This window comes from Streptomyces sp. yr375 (genome assembly GCF_900110755.1).
In the GTDB taxonomy this organism is placed as follows: Bacteria; Actinomycetota; Actinomycetes; order Streptomycetales; family Streptomycetaceae; genus Streptomyces.
Window position 1 is genome coordinate 103,416 of sequence record NZ_FOFF01000021.1, and the last position, 20,966, is coordinate 124,381.

Sequence of the window (20,966 nt, forward strand, 5' to 3'; positions counted from 1 at the left end):
GGAGGTCCGGGAGCCGCTCCGGAGGTCCGTGACGCCGTTTGGGTGTCGGTGGGGCGGGGAGCCGCTCCCGCCCTGCCGACATCCACAAATATGCCGGACGCGTGTTAAGCGTGTGCTGCGCGCACGTGACGTGCTCGTACCACTTCCACGAAGTCCACCACTTCGGTGGGCAAACGGAATTTCACCGCCCGGACGGGCCGTTCACCGCAGGTTTCCCCGGGGTTACGGCCCTCGACCGCCGGAAGTTACTTCCCGCCCTTGGCCAGGAACGCCAGCAGGTCCTGGCGGCTGACGACGCCGGTGGGCTTGCCCTCGACGAGGACGATCGCCGCGTCGGCGGTGCCGAGCACCGACATCAGGTCGCCGACCGGCTCACCGGAGCCGACCTGCGGCAGCGGCGCGGACATGTGCTTCTCCAGGGGGTCGGAGAGGGCGGCGCGCTGGTTGAACAGCGCGTCGAGCAGCTCGCGTTCGACGACCGAGCCGACGACCTCCGCCGCCATCACGTCGGGGTGACCCGCGCCCGGCTTCACGATCGGCATCTGCGAGACGCCGTACTCGCGCAGCACCTCGATGGCCTCGCCGACGGTCTCGTCCGGGTGCATGTGCACGAGGGACGGGATCGCGCCGTGCACCTTGTCCTTGAGGACGTCGGCGACGCGGGCGCTGGGCCCCTCGTCCTCCAGGAAGCCGTAGTCCGCCATCCACTCGTCGTTGAAGATCTTGCTCAGGTACCCGCGCCCGCTGTCGGGCAGCAGGACGACCACCACGTCGTCCGGGCCGAGCCGCTCCGCGACCCGCAGCGCCGCCACGACGGCCATGCCGCACGAGCCGCCGACGAGCAGCCCCTCCTCCTTGGCGAGCCGCCGCGTCATCTGGAAGGAGTCCTTGTCGGACACGGCGACGATCTCGTCCGCGACCGTACGGTCGTAGGCGGTCGGCCAGAAGTCCTCACCGACGCCCTCGACGAGGTAAGGCCGCCCGGACCCGCCCGAGTACACGGACCCCTCGGGGTCGGCGCCCACGACCTGCACCCGGCCCTCGCTGGCGTCCTTCAGATAGCGCCCGGTGCCGGAGATCGTGCCGCCGGTGCCGACGCCCGCCACGAAGTGGGTGATCTTCCCCTCGGTCTGCTCCCACAGCTCGGGGCCGGTGGAGTGGTAGTGGGAGAGCGGGTTGTGCGGGTTGGAGTACTGGTCGGGCTTCCACGCGCCCGGCGTCTCACGCACCAGCCGGTCGGAGACGTTGTAGTACGAGTCCGGGTGCTCGGGGTCCACGGCGGTCGGGCAGACGACGACCTCAGCGCCGTACGCCCGCAGCACGTTGATCTTGTCGGTGGACACCTTGTCGGGGCACACGAAGATGCACTTGTACCCCTTCTGCTGCGCCACGATGGCCAGCCCGACGCCGGTGTTCCCGCTGGTCGGCTCGACGATCGTGCCGCCCGGCTTGAGCGCCCCGCTCTCCTCGGCCGCCTCGATCATGCGCAGCGCGATGCGGTCCTTCACGGAGCCGCCCGGGTTGAAGTACTCGACCTTTGCCAGGACGGTCGCCTGGATGCCCTCGGTCACGCTGTTGAGCCTCAGCAGCGGGGTGTTGCCGACGAGGCTGATCATCGAGTCGTGGAATTGCACCGTTGTCTCCGGTTGCTTTCAAAAACAGTGGTCGTAGTGGTCGAACCAGCCTACGGGTCGGTCGTGAGGTTCACTCCTGGTGGAGATTGGACGACGGTCCGTACGGGGCAAGGAGTGGGTGTACGGACACGAGGGCGACGAGGGCACGAGGGAGGTGGCGTCGAGGCATGACGAGCATGTCGAGGGCGAGAGTGGCCCGGCGCATCGCGGCCGGCGCGGCCTATGGCGGCGGCGGCATCGGGCTGGCCGGGGCGGCGGCGGTCGGGCTGGTGGTGGCGGAGGTGCATCTGGCGCGCCGCCAGGTCAACAACGGGGCGCATCCGCACGTCCCGCAGGCGGACGGCCGCTACGGCCTCGCCTACGACGCCCCCGGCCCCGGCCGGGAACCCCTGCACCTGGCGATGCTGGGCGACTCCACTGCGGCCGGCCAGGGCGTGCAGCGCTCCGGGCAGACCCCGGGCGCCTTGCTGGCCTCCGGCCTCGCGGCGGTCGCGGAACGCCCCGTGCAACTGCGCAACGTGGCGCAGCCCGGCGCCCAGTCCGACGACCTCGACCGGCAGGTCGCGCTGGTCGTCGGGGGCGTCGACCGGGTGCCCGACATCTGCGTGATCATGATCGGCGCGAACGACGTGACCCACCGCATGCCGGCCACCCGCGCGGTCCGCCACCTGTCCTCGGCGGTACGGCGGCTGCGCACGGCCGGCGCGGAGGTCGTCGTCGGCACCTGCCCCGACCTGGGCACGATCGAGCCGGTCCAGCAGCCGCTGCGGTGGCTGGCCCGGCGGGCGTCACGCCAACTGGCGGCGGCCCAGACGATCGGCACGGTCGAACAGGGCGGCCGCACGGTGTCCCTCGGCGACCTGCTGGGCCCCGAGTTCGAGGCGAACCCCCGCGCGATGTTCGGCCCCGACCACTACCACCCCTCCGCCGAGGGTTACGCGACAGCCGCGATGGCCGTCCTCCCCACCGTCTGCGCCGCCCTGGGCCTCTGGCCGGCCGAAGAGGAACGCCCCGACGTCACCCGCCACGAAGGCTTCCTCCCAGTGGCCCGAGCAGCAGCAGAAGCAGCCTCGGAACCCGGCACAGAGGTAACAGCGGCGATGCCGACGGGCCCCCGGGGCCCCTGGGCCCTGCTGAAGCGCAGGCGCCGACGCCACGTACCGGAGGCAATCAGCCCATCGGGCGTCTGAGAAGGACGAGAGGCCCGGCAATTCAGCCCGTTGGGGGTCCCCCCTCTGGGGGAGTTTGAGGACGAGGCCCCTTCAGGGCCGATACGGGGGTCTGGGGGCAGAGCCCCCAGGATCGGCGCGCTGTCCCACCCGCCCGTTTCCGGCCCCACCGCCGGAGGCCCAAGCAAGCGCTTAGAAAACTGCGGCAAGGGTCACACCCCCACCCCCGTGACCCAGACCATACGTACGGGTAACTTCCGAAGCAGCCGTGCCCGTAAGAACCCCCATCCCGCCACTGGAGCCGTGATGCCCGAAGCCGTGATCGTCTCGACCGCCCGCTCCCCGATCGGCCGCGCCGTCAAGGGCTCCCTGAAGGACCTGCGCCCGGACGACCTCACCGCCACGATCATCCAGGCAGCCCTGGCGAAGATCCCCGAGCTGGACCCGAGGGACATCGACGACCTGATGCTCGGCTGCGGCCTCCCCGGCGGCGAGCAGGGCTACAACCTGGGCCGGATCGTCGCCGTACAGATGGGCATGGACCACCTGCCCGGCTGCACGGTCACCCGCTACTGCTCCTCGTCGCTCCAGACCAGCCGCATGGCGCTGCACGCCATCAAGGCGGGCGAGGGCGACGTCTTCATCTCGGCGGGCGTCGAGATGGTCTCCCGGTACGCCAAGGGCAGTTCGGACGAGATCCCCGGCACCCACAACCCCCTCTTCGCCGACGCGGAGGCCCGTACCGCCGCCGTGGCCGCGTCGGAGGGCGCGAGCTGGCACGACCCGCGCGAGGACGGCCTGATCCCCGACCCGTACATCTCGATGGGCCAGACCGCCGAGAACCTCGCCCGCATCAAGGGCGTCACCCGCCAGGACATGGACGAGTTCGGCGTCCGTTCCCAGAACCTCGCCGAGGAAGCCATCAAGAACGGCTTCTGGGAGCGCGAGATCACCCCGGTGACGCTCCCCGACGGCACGGTCGTCAGCAAGGACGACGGCCCGCGCGCCGGCGTCACCCTGGAGGGCGTCCAGGGCCTGAAGCCGGTCTTCCGCCCGGACGGGCTCGTCACCGCCGGCAACTGCTGCCCGCTGAACGACGGCGCGGCCGCGGTCGTCATCATGAGCGACACCAAGGCCCGCGAGCTCGGCCTCACTTCGCTCGCCCGCATCGTGTCCACCGGCGTCTCGGGCCTGTCCCCCGAGATCATGGGCCTCGGCCCGGTCGACGCGACCAACCAGGCGCTGCGCCGCGCCGGCCTCACCATCGACGACATCGACCTGGTGGAGATCAACGAGGCGTTCGCCGCGCAGGTGATCCCCTCCTACCGCGACCTGAACATCCCGCTGGAGAAGCTGAACGTCAACGGCGGCGCCATCGCCGTCGGCCACCCCTTCGGCATGACGGGCGCCCGCATCACCGGCACGCTCGTCAATTCCCTCCAGTTCCACGACAAGCAGTTCGGCCTGGAGACGATGTGCGTCGGCGGCGGCCAGGGCATGGCCATGGTCGTCGAGCGCCTGAGCTGACCCTCCGCGAGGCCACGCGAGGCCACGCGAAGCCCCTTCGGCAGACCTCTGGGTGACCGTCGGGGCACCCGCCGTGAGCGAACGGCCCGGAGTCCGGAAAGCACCTGGACTCCGGGCCGTTCTGTGATCCAATCTCCCCCAGGATGTGACCTATCTCCCTCCGGGAGGGATTTACGCAGCTCAGCGCGTTTCACCAGCCGCCACAGGCCCAAAGTCCTGTCCGTTTCGTGACGTTACGCACTGACAGGTGGATAGTCCACCCTTCAAGCTGATGTAGGAAGTCGGGGGTCGACTTTGAACCGGGAGTACGTCAGTGAGCGCCATGCCGATCGCCTTGTTGGTCACCACGGCCGCCACCGGCGCCGTGGGCGTCGCCGTCCTGCGCACCCTCTTTCAGTTGCGCCGGCAGGTCGCCGCCCTGCACACCCAGCTCGCCGAGAACCACGCCTCGCAACTGCGCGGCCTGGTGCCGGCGGCGCGCACGACCGCCGACGCGGCTGAGATACGCGCCGCGGTGGCCGAGGCGCTCGCCGAGGAGCGGGAGCGGGAGCTGGCCGAGGCGCGCGCGTTCTGGGCCGCCCAGGAGGCCCGTGACGCCTCTGACGCGCCCTCCCTGCTGGGTCTGCCGGACAGCGAGCTGTTCCTGCCCCGTCAGGCGGACTTCGTGGGCCTGGAGCCCCTGGAGTCGGTGACCGAGCCGACCACGGACGACGCCGAGTTCGCCGGCGACTCCGCCGAACTGGCCGCGGCCCGCCGCCGCCACCCGTCCCACCCGGACTTCGTACCCGTACAGTCACCGATGGTCAACGACCACGAACGCACGGTCGCCACCCTCGAGGAGCTGGCCGAGTCCCGCATCGAGCTGACCGACGTCCGCCCGGGCCCGCTCGGCACCCTCGACGTCTACGTCTTCGCCGACGGCACCACCCTGTGCATGACCCCGGGCCACCGCGAGACCGCGGAACGCCTCGCGACGGCCCTCACGGCCGGCGAAACCCCGTTCCTGCTGGGCGGCTCGGGCATCTCGGGCGCGTACACCCTGACGTTCCAGTGCGGCCCGGAGAACGTCTACATCCTGGCGGACAGGGTCATAGCAAGCCTCTGAGGCCCACCCGCCCGAGACGCACCCCGAGACGCACCACCCCGAGCCCCGCCCCGAGGCTCAGACCGCCGCCCGCTTCTGCGCCTGGACCACCAGCTCCACCGCTTCCGCCACCTGGCCCTCGTCCGTGAGGACGAGGGCCAAGTCGTGCACGGCGACGGTGATTTGGTCGGCGGCGGCGAACATCCCGGCGTCGGGCATCTCCCTGGGCTCGGCCCCGGGCTCCTCGATCGCCTGCGCCCACCGGACCAACTGCCTGGCCAGCGCCAGCGCTTCCGCGGCGGCGCCCCGCTGGAGCCGGCTCTGCGGAGCGGCACGCAGACGATCGGCGAAGTGATCCACCGCACGGGTCAGAGACGTCGTATCCACCACGCCGCGAGACTACGCGCCGGACCGGGACTGTTGCCAACAGGCGAACACTCAGGCACGGTGACCTGAAGGACCGGCTTACATCCCCTTTGCCACCGGAGGCGCCGATGTCCCATGTCCTCTCCGAGGAGACCCACCGCAACATACTGGCCCGCATCCCCCACTGCACCGGTCGTGAGGTCGCCGACTGGCTGCGCACCGTCGACGAGGGCCCCGCTCTCCGCTTCGAGGAGAAGGTGAGCTGGCTGCGCGCCGAGCACAACCTCGCGTACGGCCACGCCAAGGCGATCATCCATGAGTACGACCTGAGGAGGGCCGCGCGCAAACTCCTCTAGCGCGCCACACGGCGAAGGGCCCCGGGATGTGATCCCGGGGCCCTTCCGTGCACGTCCGGCGCGAGACCGGCCGGCGTCGGTCGCTGTGCGGGTCGATCAGTCGCTGTTGAGGATCGAGAGGAGTCGCAGGAACTCCATGTAGATCCAGACCAGCGTCATCGTGAGACCGAAGGCGGCGAGCCAGGCCTCCTCGCGCGGCGCGCCGTACGCGACGCCGTCCTCGACCTGCTTGAAGTCCAGGGCGAGGAAGCAGGCGCCGAGCAGGATGCCGATGACGCCGAACACGACGCCGAGCGGGCCGCTGCGGAAGCCGAGGCCGTCACCGCCGCCGAAGACCGTGAACAGCAGGTTCACGACCATCAGCAGGACGAAGCCGAGCGCGGCGGCCATCACGAAGCCGTAGAAGCGGCGGTTGACGCGGATCCAGCCCGCCTTGTACGCGACGAGCACACCGGCGAAGACCGCCATCGTGCCCATCACGGCCTGGGCGACCACGCCGTCCGCGATGTACGTGGACACCGCGGACGAGATCACGCCGAGGAACACGCCCTCGAAGGCGGCGTACGACAGGATCAGCGCGGGGGCCGGGCGACGCTTGAACGACTGGGCGAAGGCCAGCACCATCGCGACCAGACCGGCGACGATGGCGATGCCGTACGACTTGCCGAGGTTCGCCTCGTCGACGGGCAGCAGCAGCCAGGCCAGCACCGCGGTGACGACCACGGTGCCGAGCGTGGTCGCGGTGCGCGCGACGACGTCGTCCATGGTCATCCGGCCGGTGGTGGCCGGGGCCTGCGGCGGGGCGCCGTACTGCAGGTCCTGCTGGGCGTAGGGGTTCTGCGCGTACGGGTTGCCGGCCTGCTGGGCGTAGGGGTTGCCCGGCTGCGTGCCGACTGCGGGGCCCCCGGCCTGCGGCGCGGCGTTGAAGCCCGCGTAGCCGTTGTCGCGGCTGAACCCCCGTCGCGAGAAGACCGGGTTTCTGCTCCTCATTGCACTCCTCCATGGCCACACTGCGCGGCCTTGGCTCAAGGGTAATAGGTAAGCAAAGGATTGACCCTAGTGCCTGGGGAGGATCTTTCCCTCATGCTGCTGGCCAACACGCTACGCGGCGTAGCGATTCCCGGTACAGGAGGTTTCCAATCATGACCAACCCGGTACGAGGCCGGAACCGGCCGGAGACCGGACGAGGCGGACGGTTCGCTCACCGACCGTTCGATCACCCGAACGGAAACCCGGTGTACCCCTCGGCGAGATCGGTCTCGGCGGCGCGGGAGGAGGCGATCCGCTCCAGCCGGGCGAGCTGGAGACGGTCCTCGAAGGGCGTGGCGTCGGGGTCGGGGTGCAGCAGGGTCGTCATGTCGTACGAGAACCGCTCGGCCTGCCACACGCGCCGCAGACAGGTCGCGGAGTAGGCGTCGAGCAGCTCGGACGACCCCGTCTCCTTCTGGTGGGTGAGCGCCCGCGCGAAGGTGACGACGTCCCCGACGGCGAGGTTCAGCCCCTTCGCGCCGGTCGGCGGCACGATGTGGGCGGCGTCCCCGGCGAGGAAGAGCCGGCCGTGCCGCATCGGCTCGTGGACGTAGGAACGCATCGGGGTGACCGACTTCTGGGTGATCGGCCCGCGCTCCAGCTTCCAGTCGTCGTCGGTCTCGAAGCGGCGCTCCAGCTCGTCCCAGATCGCCTCGTCGCCCCAGCTCTCGGCGTCGGTCCCCGCGGGCACCTGGAGGTAGAGGCGGGAGACGGCCGGCGAGCGCATGGACAGCAGGGCGAAGCCGCGGTCGTGGCGGGCGTAGACCAGCTCGTCGTGGGAGGGCGGCACATCGGCGAGGACACCGAGCCAGCCGAAGGGGTACGTCCGCTCGAAGACGCGGACCAACTCGGCCGGGATCGCCTGCCGCGACACCCCCCAGAACCCGTCGCACCCGACGACGTACTCGCACTCCAGAACGTCCTCGCGCCCCTCATGCCGGAACCGCACGCGCGGACTGTCGCCGTCCACCCCCTCCACGGCCAGCGCCTCCGCCTCGAACAACAGCGGGCCGCCGTCCGCGAGCTGACGGGCGATCAGGTCCTTGCACACCTCGGTCTGCGCATAGACCATCACGGCCCGCCCACCGGCAAGCCCGGGAAAGTCGACCCGGTGCCGCTTCTTCTCGAACCGCAGCTCGATCCCGTCGTGCCGCAGCCCCTCCCGGTCCATCCGCTCCCCGACCCCGGCCGCACGCAGCACGTCCACCGTGCCCTGCTCCAGAATCCCGGCCCGCTGCCGCTGCTCGACATAGGCCCGGTCCCGACTCTCCAACACGACGGAGTCGACCCCGGCGTTGTGCAACAGACGGGCAAGAAGCAGTCCGGCAGGCCCGGCACCGACGATGCCGACGGTCGTACGCATCGGTCGTTTCCCTTCGGGGTTCACAGATCGGATGGAGGGAGGCTTGTTCGCCCAGTGAAGTTTTCTTCACTACCTTCCGACGCGAGTCTGCGCCCCTGTTCTTCGGGTGTCAACGGTTCGGCCGGGCGCGGCGGACATGATGGGCGCGACGGACATCTCAAGACTCGTCAGTACCGATCAGAAGCGATCAAAACTGACGCGGAAGTGCCCGGAACCGGACTTGAACCGGTACGCCCGCAAGGGGCAGCGAGGTTTAAGCTCGCCGTGTCTGCATTCCACCATCCGGGCAGGCCATGGGCTCCGCATCGAGGTTCCGAGCCTATCGGGAGGCATCCCTCGAACAGCGGTGCGGTGGACCGATGTTGTCTTATTTTATTGACACCTGAGGGAGCATCAGCACCCGGAACAGGCCATCCGCACTTGCCAATAGCCTGGCGCGCGGCAACCGCTTGCGTACGCAGAATGACGGAATTTCACCGTCCGAACGAGGGCGCTCCACCGGTTCTTGACGAACGTCCAGCGGCGGGACGGCTCCAAGGGCGTGTAGGGGGTGTGAGTCATCCCCAGGTATGACACGGCGGCCCGTGCTCCGACTCGAGGCTGCCCTCGGAACCGGAACAGCGGCTGACTACACGACGCCCGGCGGCCGGGACGATGGTTCATGGCCCCAGGACACCCGTCCCAGCCCTTCCAGCCGTCCCGGCCGTACCAGCCTTACCGTCCGCGTCTTGCCGTCGTCCCGACAGGAGTCCCCTTCCGTGACCACCAGCCCTCTCGCCGAGCGCACCACCGCAGCGGCCGCACGTGCCACGGAGCTGTCGAAGATCTACGGGCAGGGCGAGACCCAGGTGGTCGCCCTGGACCGGGTCTCGGTCGACTTCCGGCAGGCCGAGTTCACCGCGATCATGGGGCCCTCCGGCTCCGGCAAGTCCACGCTGATGCACTGCGTGGCCGGCCTCGACACCTTCTCGTCCGGCTCCGTGCGCATCGGCGACACCGAGCTGGGCTCGCTCAAGGACAAGCAGCTCACGAAGCTCCGCCGGGACAAGATCGGGTTCATCTTCCAGGCGTTCAACCTGCTGCCGACGCTGACGGCGATCGAGAACATCACGCTCCCGATGGACATCGCGGGCCGTAAGCCGGACAAGGAGTGGCTGGAGAAGGTCATCCGGATGGTGGGGCTCGCCGACCGGCTCGGGCACCGTCCCTCGCAGCTCTCCGGCGGTCAGCAGCAGCGCGTCGCCGTCGCCCGCGCCCTGGCCTCCCGGCCGGACATCATCTTCGGCGACGAGCCGACCGGAAACCTCGACTCGCGCTCCGGCGCAGAGGTGCTGGGCTTCCTGCGCAACTCCGTACGGGAGTTGGGGCAGACGGTGGTGATGGTGACCCACGACCCGGTGGCGGCTGCGTACGCGGACCGGGTGGTCTTCCTCGCGGACGGACGCATCGTCGACGAGGTCTACGGGCCGACGGCGGAGTCGGTCCTCGACCGGATGCGGCGCCTTCCTGGGGGCGGTGACACCAGCGGCTCCGCCGCGCGGCCCCAGACCCCCGAGTTCGACGCCAAGGGCCGCACGAGCTGATCCCCCGCAGGAGCAACAGGACCTACAGAACTGAGACAAGAGAATGTTCCGTACCGCCTTGCGCAACGTGCTCGCGCACAAGGCCCGGCTCCTGATGACCGTGCTCGCCGTGATGCTCGGCGTGGCCTTCGTGTCGGGGACCCTGGTCTTCACCAACACCATCTCCGACGCCCTTCAGAAGAGCTCCGCGAAGGGCTTCGACCAGGTCGACGTCGCCGTCACCGCCAAGGTCCCCGAGGACCTCGGGGACCGGATCGTCAAGACGCCCGAGCTGACCCAGGCGCTGCTGGAGCGCAGCGCGAAGGTCCCGGGCGCGGCGTCCGCCGTCGGCGTCGTCAGCGGCTTCACCGCCATCGCCGACAAGGACGGCAAGCTCGTCGGCGGCGGCTTCCAGTCGCAGGGCGGCAACTACTGGGGCGTCAAGGACGCCCGGTACCCGCTGGCCGAGGGGCGCGCGCCGAGCGGCGCGGGCGAGGTCGTCATCGACTCGAAGACCGCCGAGCGGGCCGGATACGAGGTCGGCGACACCGTACGGATATCCGTCGACGGCCCCGTCCTCACCCCGAGGATCACCGGGATCTTCACCACCGCCGACGGCAACGTCGCCGCCGGCGGCAGCCTCGCCCTGTTCGACACGGCGACCGCCCAGCACCTGTTCGGCAAGACCGGCAGCTACGACGAGATCGACGTGCGGGCGGCGGCCGGAACCTCGCAGGGCGCGCTGAAGTCCGCACTGGACGCCGCCCTGCCGAAGGGCCAGGTCGAGACCGTCACCGGCAAGCGACTCGCCGACGACCAGGCCGAGACGATCGCCGCGTCGATGAGCGGGATGAAGCAGGCGCTGCTGGTCTTCGCCGGTATCGCGCTGTTCGTCGGCACCTTCATCATCGCCAACACCTTCACCATGCTGGTCGCCCAGCGCACCAAGGAACTCGCGCTGCTGCGGGCCGTCGGCGCGTCCCGTCGACAGGTCACGCGGTCGGTGCTGCTCGAGGCGTTCGTCGTCGGCACGGTCGCCGGCGTGACCGGTCTGGCCGCCGGCATCGGCATCGGGGCCGGGCTGCGCTCGCTGCTCGGGACGCTCGGGGCGACCGTCCCCGACGGGCCGCTCGTCGTCTCGCCCGGCACGGTCGGCGCGGCCCTCGGCGTGGGCGTCGTCATCACCATGCTCGCCGCGTGGCTGCCCGGCCGACGCGCCGCGAGGATCCCGCCGGTGGCGGCCATGAGCAGCGTGCACGCCACCGCGTCCACCAAGTCGCTCGTCCTGCGCAACACCCTCGGCGCGCTGTTCTCGGCGGCGGGCGTCGCCCTGGTGCTGGCCGCGACGACGATGGACGGCAGCGACGGCCAGGCCCCCATGGGGTTCGGCGCGGTCCTGCTCATCATCGGCGTCTTCATCCTGACCCCGCTGCTGTCCCGCCCGCTGATCGCGGCCGCCGCCCCCGTCCTGCGGATCTTCGGCGTGGCCGGCAACCTGGCCCGGCAGAACTCGGTGCGCAACCCGCGCCGGACGGCCGCCACGGCCTCCGCGCTGATGATCGGCCTGACCCTGATCACCGGCATGACGGTCATGGCGGGCAGTCTCCAGCAGGCCATCGACAAGATGGCGTCCTCCGCGATCCGCGCCGACTACGTCGTGTCGATGGCGAACGGCAACGAACTCTCCGCCGACATCGACGCGAAGCTGAAGGCCACCGCCGGGGTCACCGCCACCAGCCCGCTGCGCAACGCGCCCGGCCGGATCGGCGGCACGACCGAGTACCTCACCGGCGTCACCGGCTCCACCATCGGCGAGCTGACCGACCTCAAGGTCGACGACGGCGCGTTCAAGGTGGGCGGCGCGCAGGTCGTCGTCGACGAGCGCACCGCCAAGTCCCATGGCTGGAAGGCCGGTTCGGCGTTCACGGTGAACTACGAGGACGGCAAGAAGCAGCAGTTGACGGTCTCCGGGGTGTACGAGGGCAACGAGCTGATCGAGGGCATCCTCCTCGACAACGCGGACCTCACCCCGCACCTGACGGACCCGGGCGACATGCAGGTCATGGTCAAGACGTCCGGCGGCACCTCCGACGCCACGAAGGACCGGCTGGAGAAGGCCCTCGACTCCAACCCGGCGATCAAGGTGCAGAGCAAGCAGGACCTCTCCGACGAGATCGCGAAGACGTTCACGCTGATCCTGAACATGCTCTACGGGCTGCTCGCGATGGCCGTGATCGTCGCCGTCCTCGGCGTCGTCAACACCCTCGCGATGTCGGTGTTCGAGCGCTCGCAGGAGATCGGCATGCTGCGCGCGATCGGCCTGGACCGCCGCTCGGTCAAGCGGATGGTCCGGCTGGAGTCCCTCGTCATCTCCCTCTTCGGCGCGGTCCTCGGCCTCGGCCTGGGCGTGTTCTTCGGCTGGGCGGCCGGCGAACTGCTCGGCCCGAAGATGACGACGTACGAACTCGTTCTGCCCTGGGGCCGGATGGCGCTCTTCCTGGTCCTGGCCGCCGCCGTCGGCATCCTGGCGGCCCTGTGGCCGGCCCGCCGCGCGTCCCGCCTGAACATGCTGGCGGCGATCAAGTCGGAGTAGCGGGAAGGTGGTTGGGGGGGAGGGCACGGCCCGGACGGGCAGCGCCCTCCCCCCTTTTTTTTTCAGTTCCAGGTGCGGGTGCGCAGGGGCATGCCGGAGTCGCCGGCGTCGGGGGTGCGGACGGCCAGGACCTGGTTGACGCCGATGCGGTTGCGTTCGAAGGCGACGGCGGAGGCGGCCATGTAGAGCCGCCAGACGCGGGCCCGGCCGGGGCTGGTGAGGTGGACGGCCCGGTCCCAGGCGCTCTCCAGACGGTCCACCCAGCGGCGCAGGGTGAGGGCGTAGTGCTCGCGGATCGACTCGACGTCCCGGACCTCCAGACCGGCGCGTTCGAGCTGGGCGACCGTGCTGCCCAGCGGGGCGAGTTCGCCGTCCGGGAAGACGTAGGCGTCGATGAAGGCGTCCACGCCGTACGTCGACTCGTCGTGCTGCGGGCGGCGGGCGATCTGGTGGTTGAGGAGCCGGCCGCCCGGTGTCAGCAGCGCGCACAGGGCGTGCGCGTACTCCAGGTACTGCGCGGAGCCGACGTGTTCCGCCATGCCGATGGAGGAGATCGCGTCGAACGGGCCGTCGGTGACGTCCCGGTAGTCCTGGACGCGGATCTCGACCCGGTCGGTGAGCCCGGCGTCGGCGACGCGCTTACGGGCGTACGCCGCCTGCTCCTGGGAGAGCGTGATCCCGACGACGTGCGCCCCGTGCTCGCGCGCCGCGTGCACGGCGAGGGACCCCCAGCCGCAGCCGACGTCCAGCAGCCGCTTCCCCGGCCCCAGGTCCAGCTTGCGGCATACGAGGTCGAGCTTGTCGCGCTGGGCGTCCTCCAGGGTGCCGGCCCCGGACCCGGACTCCCAGTAGGCGCAGGAGTAGACCATGGACGGGCCGAGGACGAGTTCGTAGAAGTCGTTGCCGACGTCGTAGTGGTGGCTGATGGCGCGCCGGTCGGTGCGGCGGGTGTGCAGGTGGCCGGTGCGGCGGACCTCCTCGCGGGGCGGGGCGGGCGGCAGCGGCGGCCCGGCGAGCCGCACCAGCTCGCGGACGGCCCCGCGGACCTCGGGGTCGCGCAGCGCCTGGGCGAGGGTACGGGCGTCCTCGCCGCGCTCCCAGAAGAGGCCGGAGACGAGGTCCAGCGCGACGTACAGGTCCCCCTCGATCTCCAGGTCGCCGGCCACCCAGGCGCGGGCGAGGCCCAGTTCGCCGGGTTTGAACAGGAGACGGCGCAGGGCCCTGCGGTTGCGTACGACCAGAACGGGCGCGTCGGGCGGGCCCGCCTGCGAACCGTCCCAGGCGCGGACGCGCACCGGGAGCGGTTCTCCCAGCAACTGTTCGACAAGCGCATGGAGCCGCGGCGCGGCGTCAGCCATGGTGCACACCTCCGTGACGGTGATCCCGGAATGTCCTGACACCACGTAAACACCAGCGAAGCCGCAGCGCAGTCCCCCACGCGCATTACGGCTGGGCAAACTCGACGACGGAACACACGGAAGCCACGGAACGCACGGAACACGCCGAAGGGGCCGCCCGCACCACGGATGGCGGACGGCCCCTTCGGGGGTGTTTCAGTGGCCGACGGTCGGGGGACCGGAAGCCGGGTGACCGGAGGTCAGGAGGCCTTGGCCTTCTCGCCCTCGGTCTTCTCGGCGGCCGGCTTCGCGGCGACCGGGGCCGGCTTCGCGGCCTCGTAGAACTCCTCGCGCGGGGACTCCAGCGCACCGAGCGCGACGACCTCGCGCTTGAGGAACATGCCGAGGGTCCAGTCGGCGAAGACGCGGATCTTGCGGTTCCAGGTCGGCATCGCCATGCCGTGGTAGCCGCGGTGCATGTACCACGCGAGGCGGCCCTTGACCTTGATCTTCATCTTGCCCATGACGATCATCGCGACGCCCTTGTGCAGGCCGAGGCCCGCCACCGCACCCTTGTTGGCGTGCGCGTACTCCTTCTGCGGGAAGCCCCGCATACCGGAGATCACGTTGTCGCCGAGGACCTTGGCCTGACGCAGCGCGTGCTGCGCGTTCGGCGGGCACCAGGCGTTCTCCACGCCGGCCTTGCGGGCGGCCATGTCCGGGACCTGGGCGTTGTCGCCGGCGGCCCAGATGTAGTCGGTGCCCTGGACCTGGAGGGTCGCGGCGGTGTCGACGTGACCACGCGGGCCGAGCGGGAGGCCGTAACGGGCCAGGACCGGGTTCGGCTTGACGCCGGCCGTCCAGACGATCGTGTTCGAGTCGACCTCGAGGCCGTTCTTCAGAACGACGTGGCCGTCGACGCAGGAGTCCATGGAGGTGGAGAGGTAGATCTCCACGCCCCGGCTCTCCAGGTGCTCCTTGCCGTACTGGCCGAGCTTCGGGCCGACCTCGGGCAGGATCTTGTCCGCGGCGTCGACGAGGACGAAGCGCATGTCCTCGCGGGACACGGTCTTGTAGTACTTGGCCGCGTCGCGAGCCAGGTCCTCGACCTCACCGATGGTCTCCGCACCGGCGAAACCGCCGCCGATGAAGACGAAGGTGAGCGCCTTGCGGCGGATCTCCTCGTCGGTCGTGGAGTCGGCCTTGTCGAGCTGCTCGAGGACGTGGTTGCGCAGGCCGATGGCCTCCTCGACGCCCTTCATGCCGATGCCCTGCTCGGCGAGGCCGGGGATCGGGAAGGTGCGGGAGACCGCGCCGAGCGCGATCACCAGGTAGTCGAAGGGCAGCTCGTACGCCTCGCCGACCAGCGGGGCGATCGTGGCGACCTTGCGGTCCTGGTCGATGGTGGTGACCCGGCCGGTGAGAACCTCCGCCTTGGGCAGCACGCGTCGCAGTGGGACGACGACGTGACGCGGGGAGATGTTGCCGGCGGCGGTTTCGGGGAGGAAGGGCTGGTAGGTCATGTACGACCGGGGGTCGACGACCGTGACGGTCGCCTCGCTGTAGCGCATCTTCTTGAGAATGCGCCGAGCTGCGTACAGGCCTACGTACCCACCGCCTACTACGAGGATCCTGGGACGCTCCGTGGTGCTCATGCCATCGAGTATCCACCCGGTCCAGGGGGGTCGCTCGTGCGCCCCTTCACAAGCTTGTGGAGGGTGTGTGCTATCCTCCGCGACTCGCGTGATCCACGTCATGGCGCGGAACGGGAACCTGTGCCCCCATGGCGCCGTTGTCAATGCCGCGTGAGCTGCCTCTCCGGGTCCGGAGGGCCTCCGTGAGGGGTCCGCGGCACACCTTCCCGGCACCTCCGCGAAACGTCCGCGCACGCCTCTTTTGAACACGTTCACACGGGTGTCGAGCCCCCGGAAGGGCCAACCGGGGCGCTCATGTCCTCCGACAGGGCCGAATTCCTTGTGAAGAACTTCACGAACTTTTCCGACGGAGTGTCGCGAGAGCGGGTCGGAGGGGCTCGCGCAGGGCCTGCGCGAGCCCCTCCGACCCGCTCAAACGGGCTTCGTCCCTGCTCAGCAGAGGGACCAGGCGATGCCGTCGAGGATGTCGTGCTCACTCACGACGACCTCGTCCGCGCCGATCCGCTCCATGATCGTCAGCAGTACGAGCGCGCCCGCCGCGATCACGTCCACCCGGCCCGGATGCATCGACGGGACCGCCGCGCGCTCGGCGTGGGTGGAGCGCAGCAGCCACTCGGTGATCTCGCGGACCGTGTCGTACGAGACGCGGGAGTGGTGGATGGCCTCCGAGTCGTACGCGGGCAGTTCCTGCGCGATCGCCGAGATCGTCGTCACGGAACCCGCCAGGCCGACCAGGGTGTGCGCCTCGCGCAGCGGGACCGTCCGCTCGGCGAGGTCGAGGGCCGCCTCGATGTCGGCGCGCATGGCCGCGATCTGGCCGGCGGTGGGCGGGTCGGTGACCTCGCCGTCCACGACCAGGTGCCGTTCGGTCATCCGTACGCAGCCGACGTCGACCGAGCGGGCGGCCCGGACGTGCTCGTCGCCGACGACGAACTCCGTGGAGCCGCCGCCGATGTCCACCACCAGGTAGGGCTTGGCGAGGTCCGCGCGGCCCTTCAGTTCCTTCGTCGCGCCGGTGAAGGAGAACTCGGCCTCCTGGTCGCCGGTGATGACCTCGGGCTCGACGCCCAGGATGTCCAGTACCCCGCGCACGAACTCGTCGCGGTTCTCTGCGTCCCGGGAGGCGGAGGTGGCGACGAAGCGCAGCCGCTCCGCGCCGTGCTCCTTGATCGCGGCCGCGTACTCCCGGCAGGCCGCGAAGGTCCGCTCCAGCGCCTCGGGGGCCAGCCGGCCGGTGCGGTCGACGCCCTGGCCGAGGCGGACGATCGTCATCCGGCGGTCCAGGTCGACCAGTTCGCCCGTCTTGGGGTCGGCGTCGGCGACGAGCAGCCGGATCGAGTTCGTACCGCAGTCGACGGCGGCGACGCGGGTCACCGGGCGTCCTCGTTGACCGTGTCCTCGTGGGCCGGGTCCTCCCGGACCGGTGCCGGCACCACGCACGCGCCCTTGCGCCACCACTCCGGGAGCATCGCGAGGGCCTCGTCGCCGAGCGGGTTCACGCCCGGGCCGGCCGCCAGGGAGTGGCCCACCAGCACGTGCAGGCACTTCACCCGGTCCGGCATGCCGCCCGCGCTGGGGAAGTTCTTCAGCTCCTCGATCTCGTCGCGGCGCCGGAGGTAGTCCTCGTGCGCGCCGCGGTAGGCGGCGGCCAGCTCCGGGTCGGTCCGCAGCCGCTCCGTCATCTCCTTCATCACGCCGTTCGCCTCGAGCGTGCCGATCGCCGAGTTGGCCTTGGGGCACGTCAGGTAGTACAGCGTCGGGAAGGGCGTGCCGTCGGGCAGGCGGGGGGCCGTCTCGACGACGTCCGGCTGACCGCACGGACAGCGGTGCGCGATCGCGCGCAGGCCGCGCGGCGGGCGCCCGAGCTGCTGCTTGAAGGCCTCGACGTCCGCGTCGGTGGGCTCGGTGCGCGGGGTGGTCGGCGGGGGCGTTTCCATGCCTGTTCTTTCTACCGGTGCTCTCTGGCGGTGCTTGCTGGCGGTGCTTGCTGGCGGTCAGTTCACTGGTCGGAGGCGTCGGCCTTGTCGACGCCGTCCCAGACGTTCGCGTACCAGGGGCGGTCGGCCGCTCCGAGGTCGGCGCGGGACTGCTTGGCCGCGTCCGGGTCGATCACGACGTAACCGGTCTCCCCCGGCAGCACGTAGTGCAGCCGCTGCCGGATCTGCTGCTCGGCGTACGCGTCGTCCTGCCAGCGTGCCTTGAGGTCGCGCAGTTGCTCGACGCGCTCGCTGGCCTGCCGCTGCTCGCGCTCCAGGTCGGCGATCTCGGCGCGCTGGGAGACGTACTGGCGCATGGGGTAGGCCAGCGCCACGATCAGCGTGCACAGGACGAGGGCGAGCAGCGCGGCGCGGCCGGTGAGACGGGAGCGGCGGGCCTGGCGTTTGGTCTGGGAGCGGTAGACCCGGGCCGCGGTCTGCTCCCCGAGCAGCTTGATCCGCGTCGCGGTGGAGAACCGGTCCCGGTCCTTCACGGCCATGTCCCCCGCCTCCCGTCTCCCATGTGCGTACGTCCCCGCACACGGTACGGGACCGAGTACGGGGACGTACGTACGACGCTTCCTACAAAGGTGTCAGCCCTTGAAGCGGGGGAAGGCGCTGCGGCCGGCGTAGACGGCGGCGTCGTCGAGGATCTCCTCGATGCGCAGCAGTTGGTTGTACTTGGCGACGCGGTCCGAGCGGGCCGGGGCGCCGGTCTTGATCTGGCCGCAGTTCACGGCGACGGCGAGGTCGGCGATGGTGACGTCCTCGGTCTCGCCGGAGCGGTGGGACATCATGCACTTGAAGCCGTTGCGCTGGGCCATCTCGACGGCGTCCAGCGTCTCGGTCAGCGAGCCGATCTGGTTGACCTTGACGAGCAGGGCGTTGGCCGAGCCCTCTTCGATGCCACGGGCGAGGCGCTCGGGGTTGGTGACGAAGAGGTCGTCGCCGACGATCTGGACCTTGTCGCCGATCTTCGCGGTGATGGTGTTCCAGCCGGCCCAGTCGTCCTCGTACAGCGGGTCCTCGATGGAGACCAGCGGGTACGCGGAGACGAGCTCCTCGTAGTACTCGGTCATCTCGGCGGCCGAGCGGGACTTGCCCTCGAACTCGTACTTGCCGTCCTTGTAGAACTCGGACGCGGCGACGTCGAGCGCGAGCGCGATCTGCTCGCCCGGGATGTAACCGGCCTGCTTGATGGCCTCGATGATGAGGTCGAGGGCGGCGCGGTTGGACTCCAGGTTCGGGGCGAAGCCGCCCTCGTCGCCGAGGCCGGTGGACAGGCCCTTGGTCTTCAGCACCTTCTTGAGGGTGTGGTAGACCTCGGCGCCCCAGCGCAGCGCCTCGGAGAAGGACTCCGCGCCGATCGGGGCGATCATGAACTCCTGGATGTCCACGTTGGAGTCGGCGTGCGAGCCGCCGTTCAGGATGTTCATCATCGGAACGGGCAGCAGGTGCGCGTTCGGTCCGCCCAGGTAGCGGAAGAGGGGGAGGTCGGACGCCTCGGAGGCGGCGTGCGCGACGGCGAGGGAGACGCCGAGGATGGCGTTGGCGCCGAGCGAGCCCTTGTTGTCGGTGGCGTCCAGGTCGAACATGGCCTGGTCGATCAGGCGCTGCTCGGTGGCGTCGTAGCCGACGAGCTCCGGGCCGATCTGCTCGATGACGGCGAGGACGGCCTTCTCGACACCCTTGCCGCCGTAGCGGTTGGGGTCACCGTCGCGCAGCTCGATGGCCTCGAAGGCACCGGTGGAGGCGCCGGACGGAACGGCGGCACGACCCGTGCTGCCGTCGTCGAGGCCGACCTCGACCTCGACGGTGGGGTTGCCTCGCGAGTCGAGGATTTCCCGGGCTACGACGACGTCGATGGACGGCACGAGCATCTCCTTCTTGGGATGTGACGCTGGAAGTGCGGGGCGCGCGGGCCGTGATGAGCCCGTGCTGAGCCTTGCGACTAGAGCCTAACCGCCCGAGCGGCGTCGGCAGCCGACCGACCGCCCTCCGGACGGACCGACCCTACCTATTGTTTCCGGTCGGAACAAAGGGGGCGGTCCAGAAAGGCGGACGGGACATGTCGAACAGGCAAAGAGAAACCCCGCTCCGGCGGGTACGGGGGAACACGCACCGGAGCGGGGGCCCGTGGGGACGGGGGTGACCCTCACGAGGTCTTCAGTGTGCCGACCTCGGTTGTGAGGGCACTGTGGCTTCTCTGAGAGCCTGTTGTCACGTCGGGCCGGACGTCACGTCAGGCCCGGACGTCACTCCAGGCCCGGATGTCACTTCAGGTGGAGCTGCTGGCCCGGGAAGATGAGGTCGGCGTCCTCGACGATGTCCTTGTTCAGCTTGAAGAGCTGCTGCCAGCCACCCTTGACCTTGTGCTTCTCGGCGATCGAGCTGAGGGTGTCGCCCTTGACGACCTTGTACTCGCCGTCGCCCTTCTTGACCTTCTTGCCGGTCGGCGTGGTGACCGTCTTGGAGGCGGCCGGGCGGTCGGTCGAGCGGGTGGCGCTCTGCTGCTCGGTCGAACGGGTGGCGGCGCTGCTGTCCGAGGAGCCGGAGCTGCTGGAGGTGTTCGAGCTGCTCGACGAGGAGGACGAGGACGTGTCGGAGGAGCTGTCGCCGGTGTAGGCGGCGCCGGACAGGCCGGTGCCGCAGACCGGCCATGCGCCCTTGCCCTGGCCCGCGAGGACCTTCTCGGCGATGGCTATCTGCTGGGACTTGCTGGCCTGGTCGGCGGTGGAGGCGTAGGCGGTGCCGCCGTACGCGGCCCAGGTGGAGGCGGAGAACTGCAGGCCGCCGTAGTAGCCGTTGCCGGTGTTGATGGACCAGTTGCCGCCGGACTCGCACTGGGCGACCGTGTCCCACTCGGAGGCGGTGGCGGCGGAGGCGTTGCCGGCCACCATCAGCGGGGCGGCGATGGCGACACCGGTCACGCCGGCCATGGCGGCGACGCGGGTGGCTTTGGACGGACGACGGTGCTTGCCCTTACCGGAAAACAGCATGGTGGATCCCCTCACCGACGCCTACGAGGTGAGCTGTCGGGTTCGGGCCGGTTGAGTTGCCCGGCCGCGCTCTCGCTTTCACGAGGCACGGCTTCACCCCAAGCCGCTCCGGTCAACTGCCCGGTGCGGCACCTACCTGGGTCCCCCGCTCCTGCCTACGGCGCTTGCGCGACGACTGTTCCCGGGGCGCCGCTGGCAGGATTCGGCGTTGCGACGGCCGGGGCTCGGGTTGCCGAGCGGCCTCGACCGTAGACACGCGATCGGCCGAATTCCAAAGACGATCAGGGCTTCTGAGACTCATCCCACACTTTCACCA

17 protein-coding genes, 1 tRNA gene and 1 riboswitch are annotated in these 20,966 nt (G+C 70.2%); of the genes, 6 read left to right on the forward strand and 12 right to left on the reverse strand.

Annotated features, from left to right (window positions below; translation table 11 throughout):
• Positions 1-245 precede the first annotated feature (245 nt).
• Entirely contained in the window at positions 246-1,634 is a 1,389-nt protein-coding gene (locus BMZ82_RS21595; protein ID WP_093778209.1) for a cystathionine beta-synthase, read from the reverse strand.
• Between the two features lie 167 nt (positions 1,635-1,801).
• On the opposite strand from BMZ82_RS21595, the gene BMZ82_RS21600 reads away from it, so the two are divergent.
• The 3 genes from BMZ82_RS21600 (at position 1,802) to BMZ82_RS21610 (ending at position 5,435) form a co-directional block, all read left to right on the forward strand.
• Positions 1,802-2,824: an SGNH/GDSL hydrolase family protein gene (locus tag BMZ82_RS21600; RefSeq protein ID WP_093778211.1), complete on the forward strand. Its 1,023-nt coding sequence runs from the start codon at positions 1,802-1,804 to the stop codon at positions 2,822-2,824.
• 285 nt (positions 2,825-3,109) lie between these two features.
• Positions 3,110-4,330: an acetyl-CoA C-acetyltransferase gene (locus BMZ82_RS21605; RefSeq protein ID WP_093778213.1), complete on the forward strand. Its 1,221-nt coding sequence runs from the start codon at positions 3,110-3,112 to the stop codon at positions 4,328-4,330.
• A 313-nt stretch (positions 4,331-4,643) separates the two neighbouring features.
• Positions 4,644-5,435 (forward strand): hypothetical protein, encoded by a 792-nt coding sequence (locus BMZ82_RS21610; protein ID WP_093778215.1) that lies wholly within the window; start codon positions 4,644-4,646, stop codon positions 5,433-5,435.
• 57 nt (positions 5,436-5,492) lie between these two features.
• Here BMZ82_RS21610 and BMZ82_RS21615 read toward each other — a convergent pair whose 3' ends face one another.
• Positions 5,493-5,804: a hypothetical protein gene (locus BMZ82_RS21615; protein ID WP_177244593.1), complete on the reverse strand. Its 312-nt coding sequence runs from the start codon at positions 5,802-5,804 to the stop codon at positions 5,493-5,495.
• Between the two features lie 104 nt (positions 5,805-5,908).
• On the opposite strand from BMZ82_RS21615, the gene BMZ82_RS21620 reads away from it, so the two are divergent.
• On the forward strand, positions 5,909-6,136 hold the full coding sequence (locus tag BMZ82_RS21620; RefSeq protein WP_020128488.1) for a DUF4287 domain-containing protein: 228 nt from the start codon (positions 5,909-5,911) through the stop codon (positions 6,134-6,136).
• A 96-nt stretch (positions 6,137-6,232) separates the two neighbouring features.
• Here BMZ82_RS21620 and BMZ82_RS21625 read toward each other — a convergent pair whose 3' ends face one another.
• From BMZ82_RS21625 to BMZ82_RS21635, 3 genes are all read right to left on the reverse strand, one after another.
• Entirely contained in the window at positions 6,233-7,126 is an 894-nt protein-coding gene (locus tag BMZ82_RS21625; protein WP_093778217.1) for a Bax inhibitor-1/YccA family protein, read from the reverse strand.
• A 226-nt stretch (positions 7,127-7,352) separates the two neighbouring features.
• Positions 7,353-8,528 (reverse strand): 4-hydroxybenzoate 3-monooxygenase, encoded by a 1,176-nt coding sequence (locus BMZ82_RS21630; protein ID WP_093778219.1) that lies wholly within the window; start codon positions 8,526-8,528, stop codon positions 7,353-7,355.
• Positions 8,529-8,733: 205 nt separating this feature from the next.
• Positions 8,734-8,816, reverse strand: a tRNA-Leu gene (locus BMZ82_RS21635).
• 470 nt (positions 8,817-9,286) lie between these two features.
• On the opposite strand from BMZ82_RS21635, the gene BMZ82_RS21645 reads away from it, so the two are divergent.
• Together BMZ82_RS21645 and BMZ82_RS21650 are read left to right on the forward strand one after the other, a co-directional pair.
• On the forward strand, positions 9,287-10,111 hold the full coding sequence (locus tag BMZ82_RS21645) for an ABC transporter ATP-binding protein (protein WP_093778223.1): 825 nt from the start codon (positions 9,287-9,289) through the stop codon (positions 10,109-10,111).
• Between the two features lie 43 nt (positions 10,112-10,154).
• The gene (locus BMZ82_RS21650; RefSeq protein WP_093778225.1) at positions 10,155-12,683 is read left to right on the forward strand and encodes an ABC transporter permease; all 2,529 of its coding nucleotides are present in this window, start codon (positions 10,155-10,157) and stop codon (positions 12,681-12,683) included.
• A gap of 62 nt (positions 12,684-12,745) precedes the next feature.
• On the opposite strand, the gene BMZ82_RS21655 is transcribed toward BMZ82_RS21650, so the two are convergent.
• The 7 genes from BMZ82_RS21655 to BMZ82_RS21685 all read right to left on the reverse strand — a co-directional run bounded on the left by BMZ82_RS21655 (position 12,746) and on the right by BMZ82_RS21685 (position 20,650).
• Positions 12,746-14,041 (reverse strand): SAM-dependent methyltransferase, encoded by a 1,296-nt coding sequence (locus tag BMZ82_RS21655; RefSeq protein ID WP_093778227.1) that lies wholly within the window; start codon positions 14,039-14,041, stop codon positions 12,746-12,748.
• Between the two features lie 239 nt (positions 14,042-14,280).
• Positions 14,281-15,675 (reverse strand): NAD(P)/FAD-dependent oxidoreductase, encoded by a 1,395-nt coding sequence (locus tag BMZ82_RS21660; protein WP_093778229.1) that lies wholly within the window; start codon positions 15,673-15,675, stop codon positions 14,281-14,283.
• Positions 15,676-16,107: 432 nt separating this feature from the next.
• The gene (locus BMZ82_RS21665; RefSeq protein WP_093778231.1) at positions 16,108-17,049 is read right to left on the reverse strand and encodes a Ppx/GppA phosphatase family protein; all 942 of its coding nucleotides are present in this window, start codon (positions 17,047-17,049) and stop codon (positions 16,108-16,110) included.
• Positions 17,046-17,612 carry a DUF501 domain-containing protein gene (locus BMZ82_RS21670; protein ID WP_093778233.1) on the reverse strand — a complete coding sequence of 189 codons (567 nt, stop codon included), beginning with the start codon at positions 17,610-17,612 and terminating at the stop codon, positions 17,046-17,048. The genes BMZ82_RS21665 and BMZ82_RS21670 overlap by 4 nt, the downstream gene beginning before the upstream one ends.
• A gap of 62 nt (positions 17,613-17,674) precedes the next feature.
• Positions 17,675-18,151 carry an FtsB family cell division protein gene (locus BMZ82_RS21675; RefSeq protein WP_093778235.1) on the reverse strand — a complete coding sequence of 159 codons (477 nt, stop codon included), beginning with the start codon at positions 18,149-18,151 and terminating at the stop codon, positions 17,675-17,677.
• Positions 18,152-18,244: 93 nt separating this feature from the next.
• Positions 18,245-19,525 carry a phosphopyruvate hydratase gene (eno, locus tag BMZ82_RS21680; protein WP_093778292.1) on the reverse strand — a complete coding sequence of 427 codons (1,281 nt, stop codon included), beginning with the start codon at positions 19,523-19,525 and terminating at the stop codon, positions 18,245-18,247.
• 399 nt (positions 19,526-19,924) lie between these two features.
• Positions 19,925-20,650 (reverse strand): LysM peptidoglycan-binding domain-containing protein, encoded by a 726-nt coding sequence (locus BMZ82_RS21685; RefSeq protein WP_093778237.1) that lies wholly within the window; start codon positions 20,648-20,650, stop codon positions 19,925-19,927.
• A gap of 3 nt (positions 20,651-20,653) precedes the next feature.
• Positions 20,654-20,823, reverse strand: a riboswitch (cyclic di-AMP (ydaO/yuaA leader).
• Between the last annotated feature and the right edge of the window lie 143 nt (positions 20,824-20,966).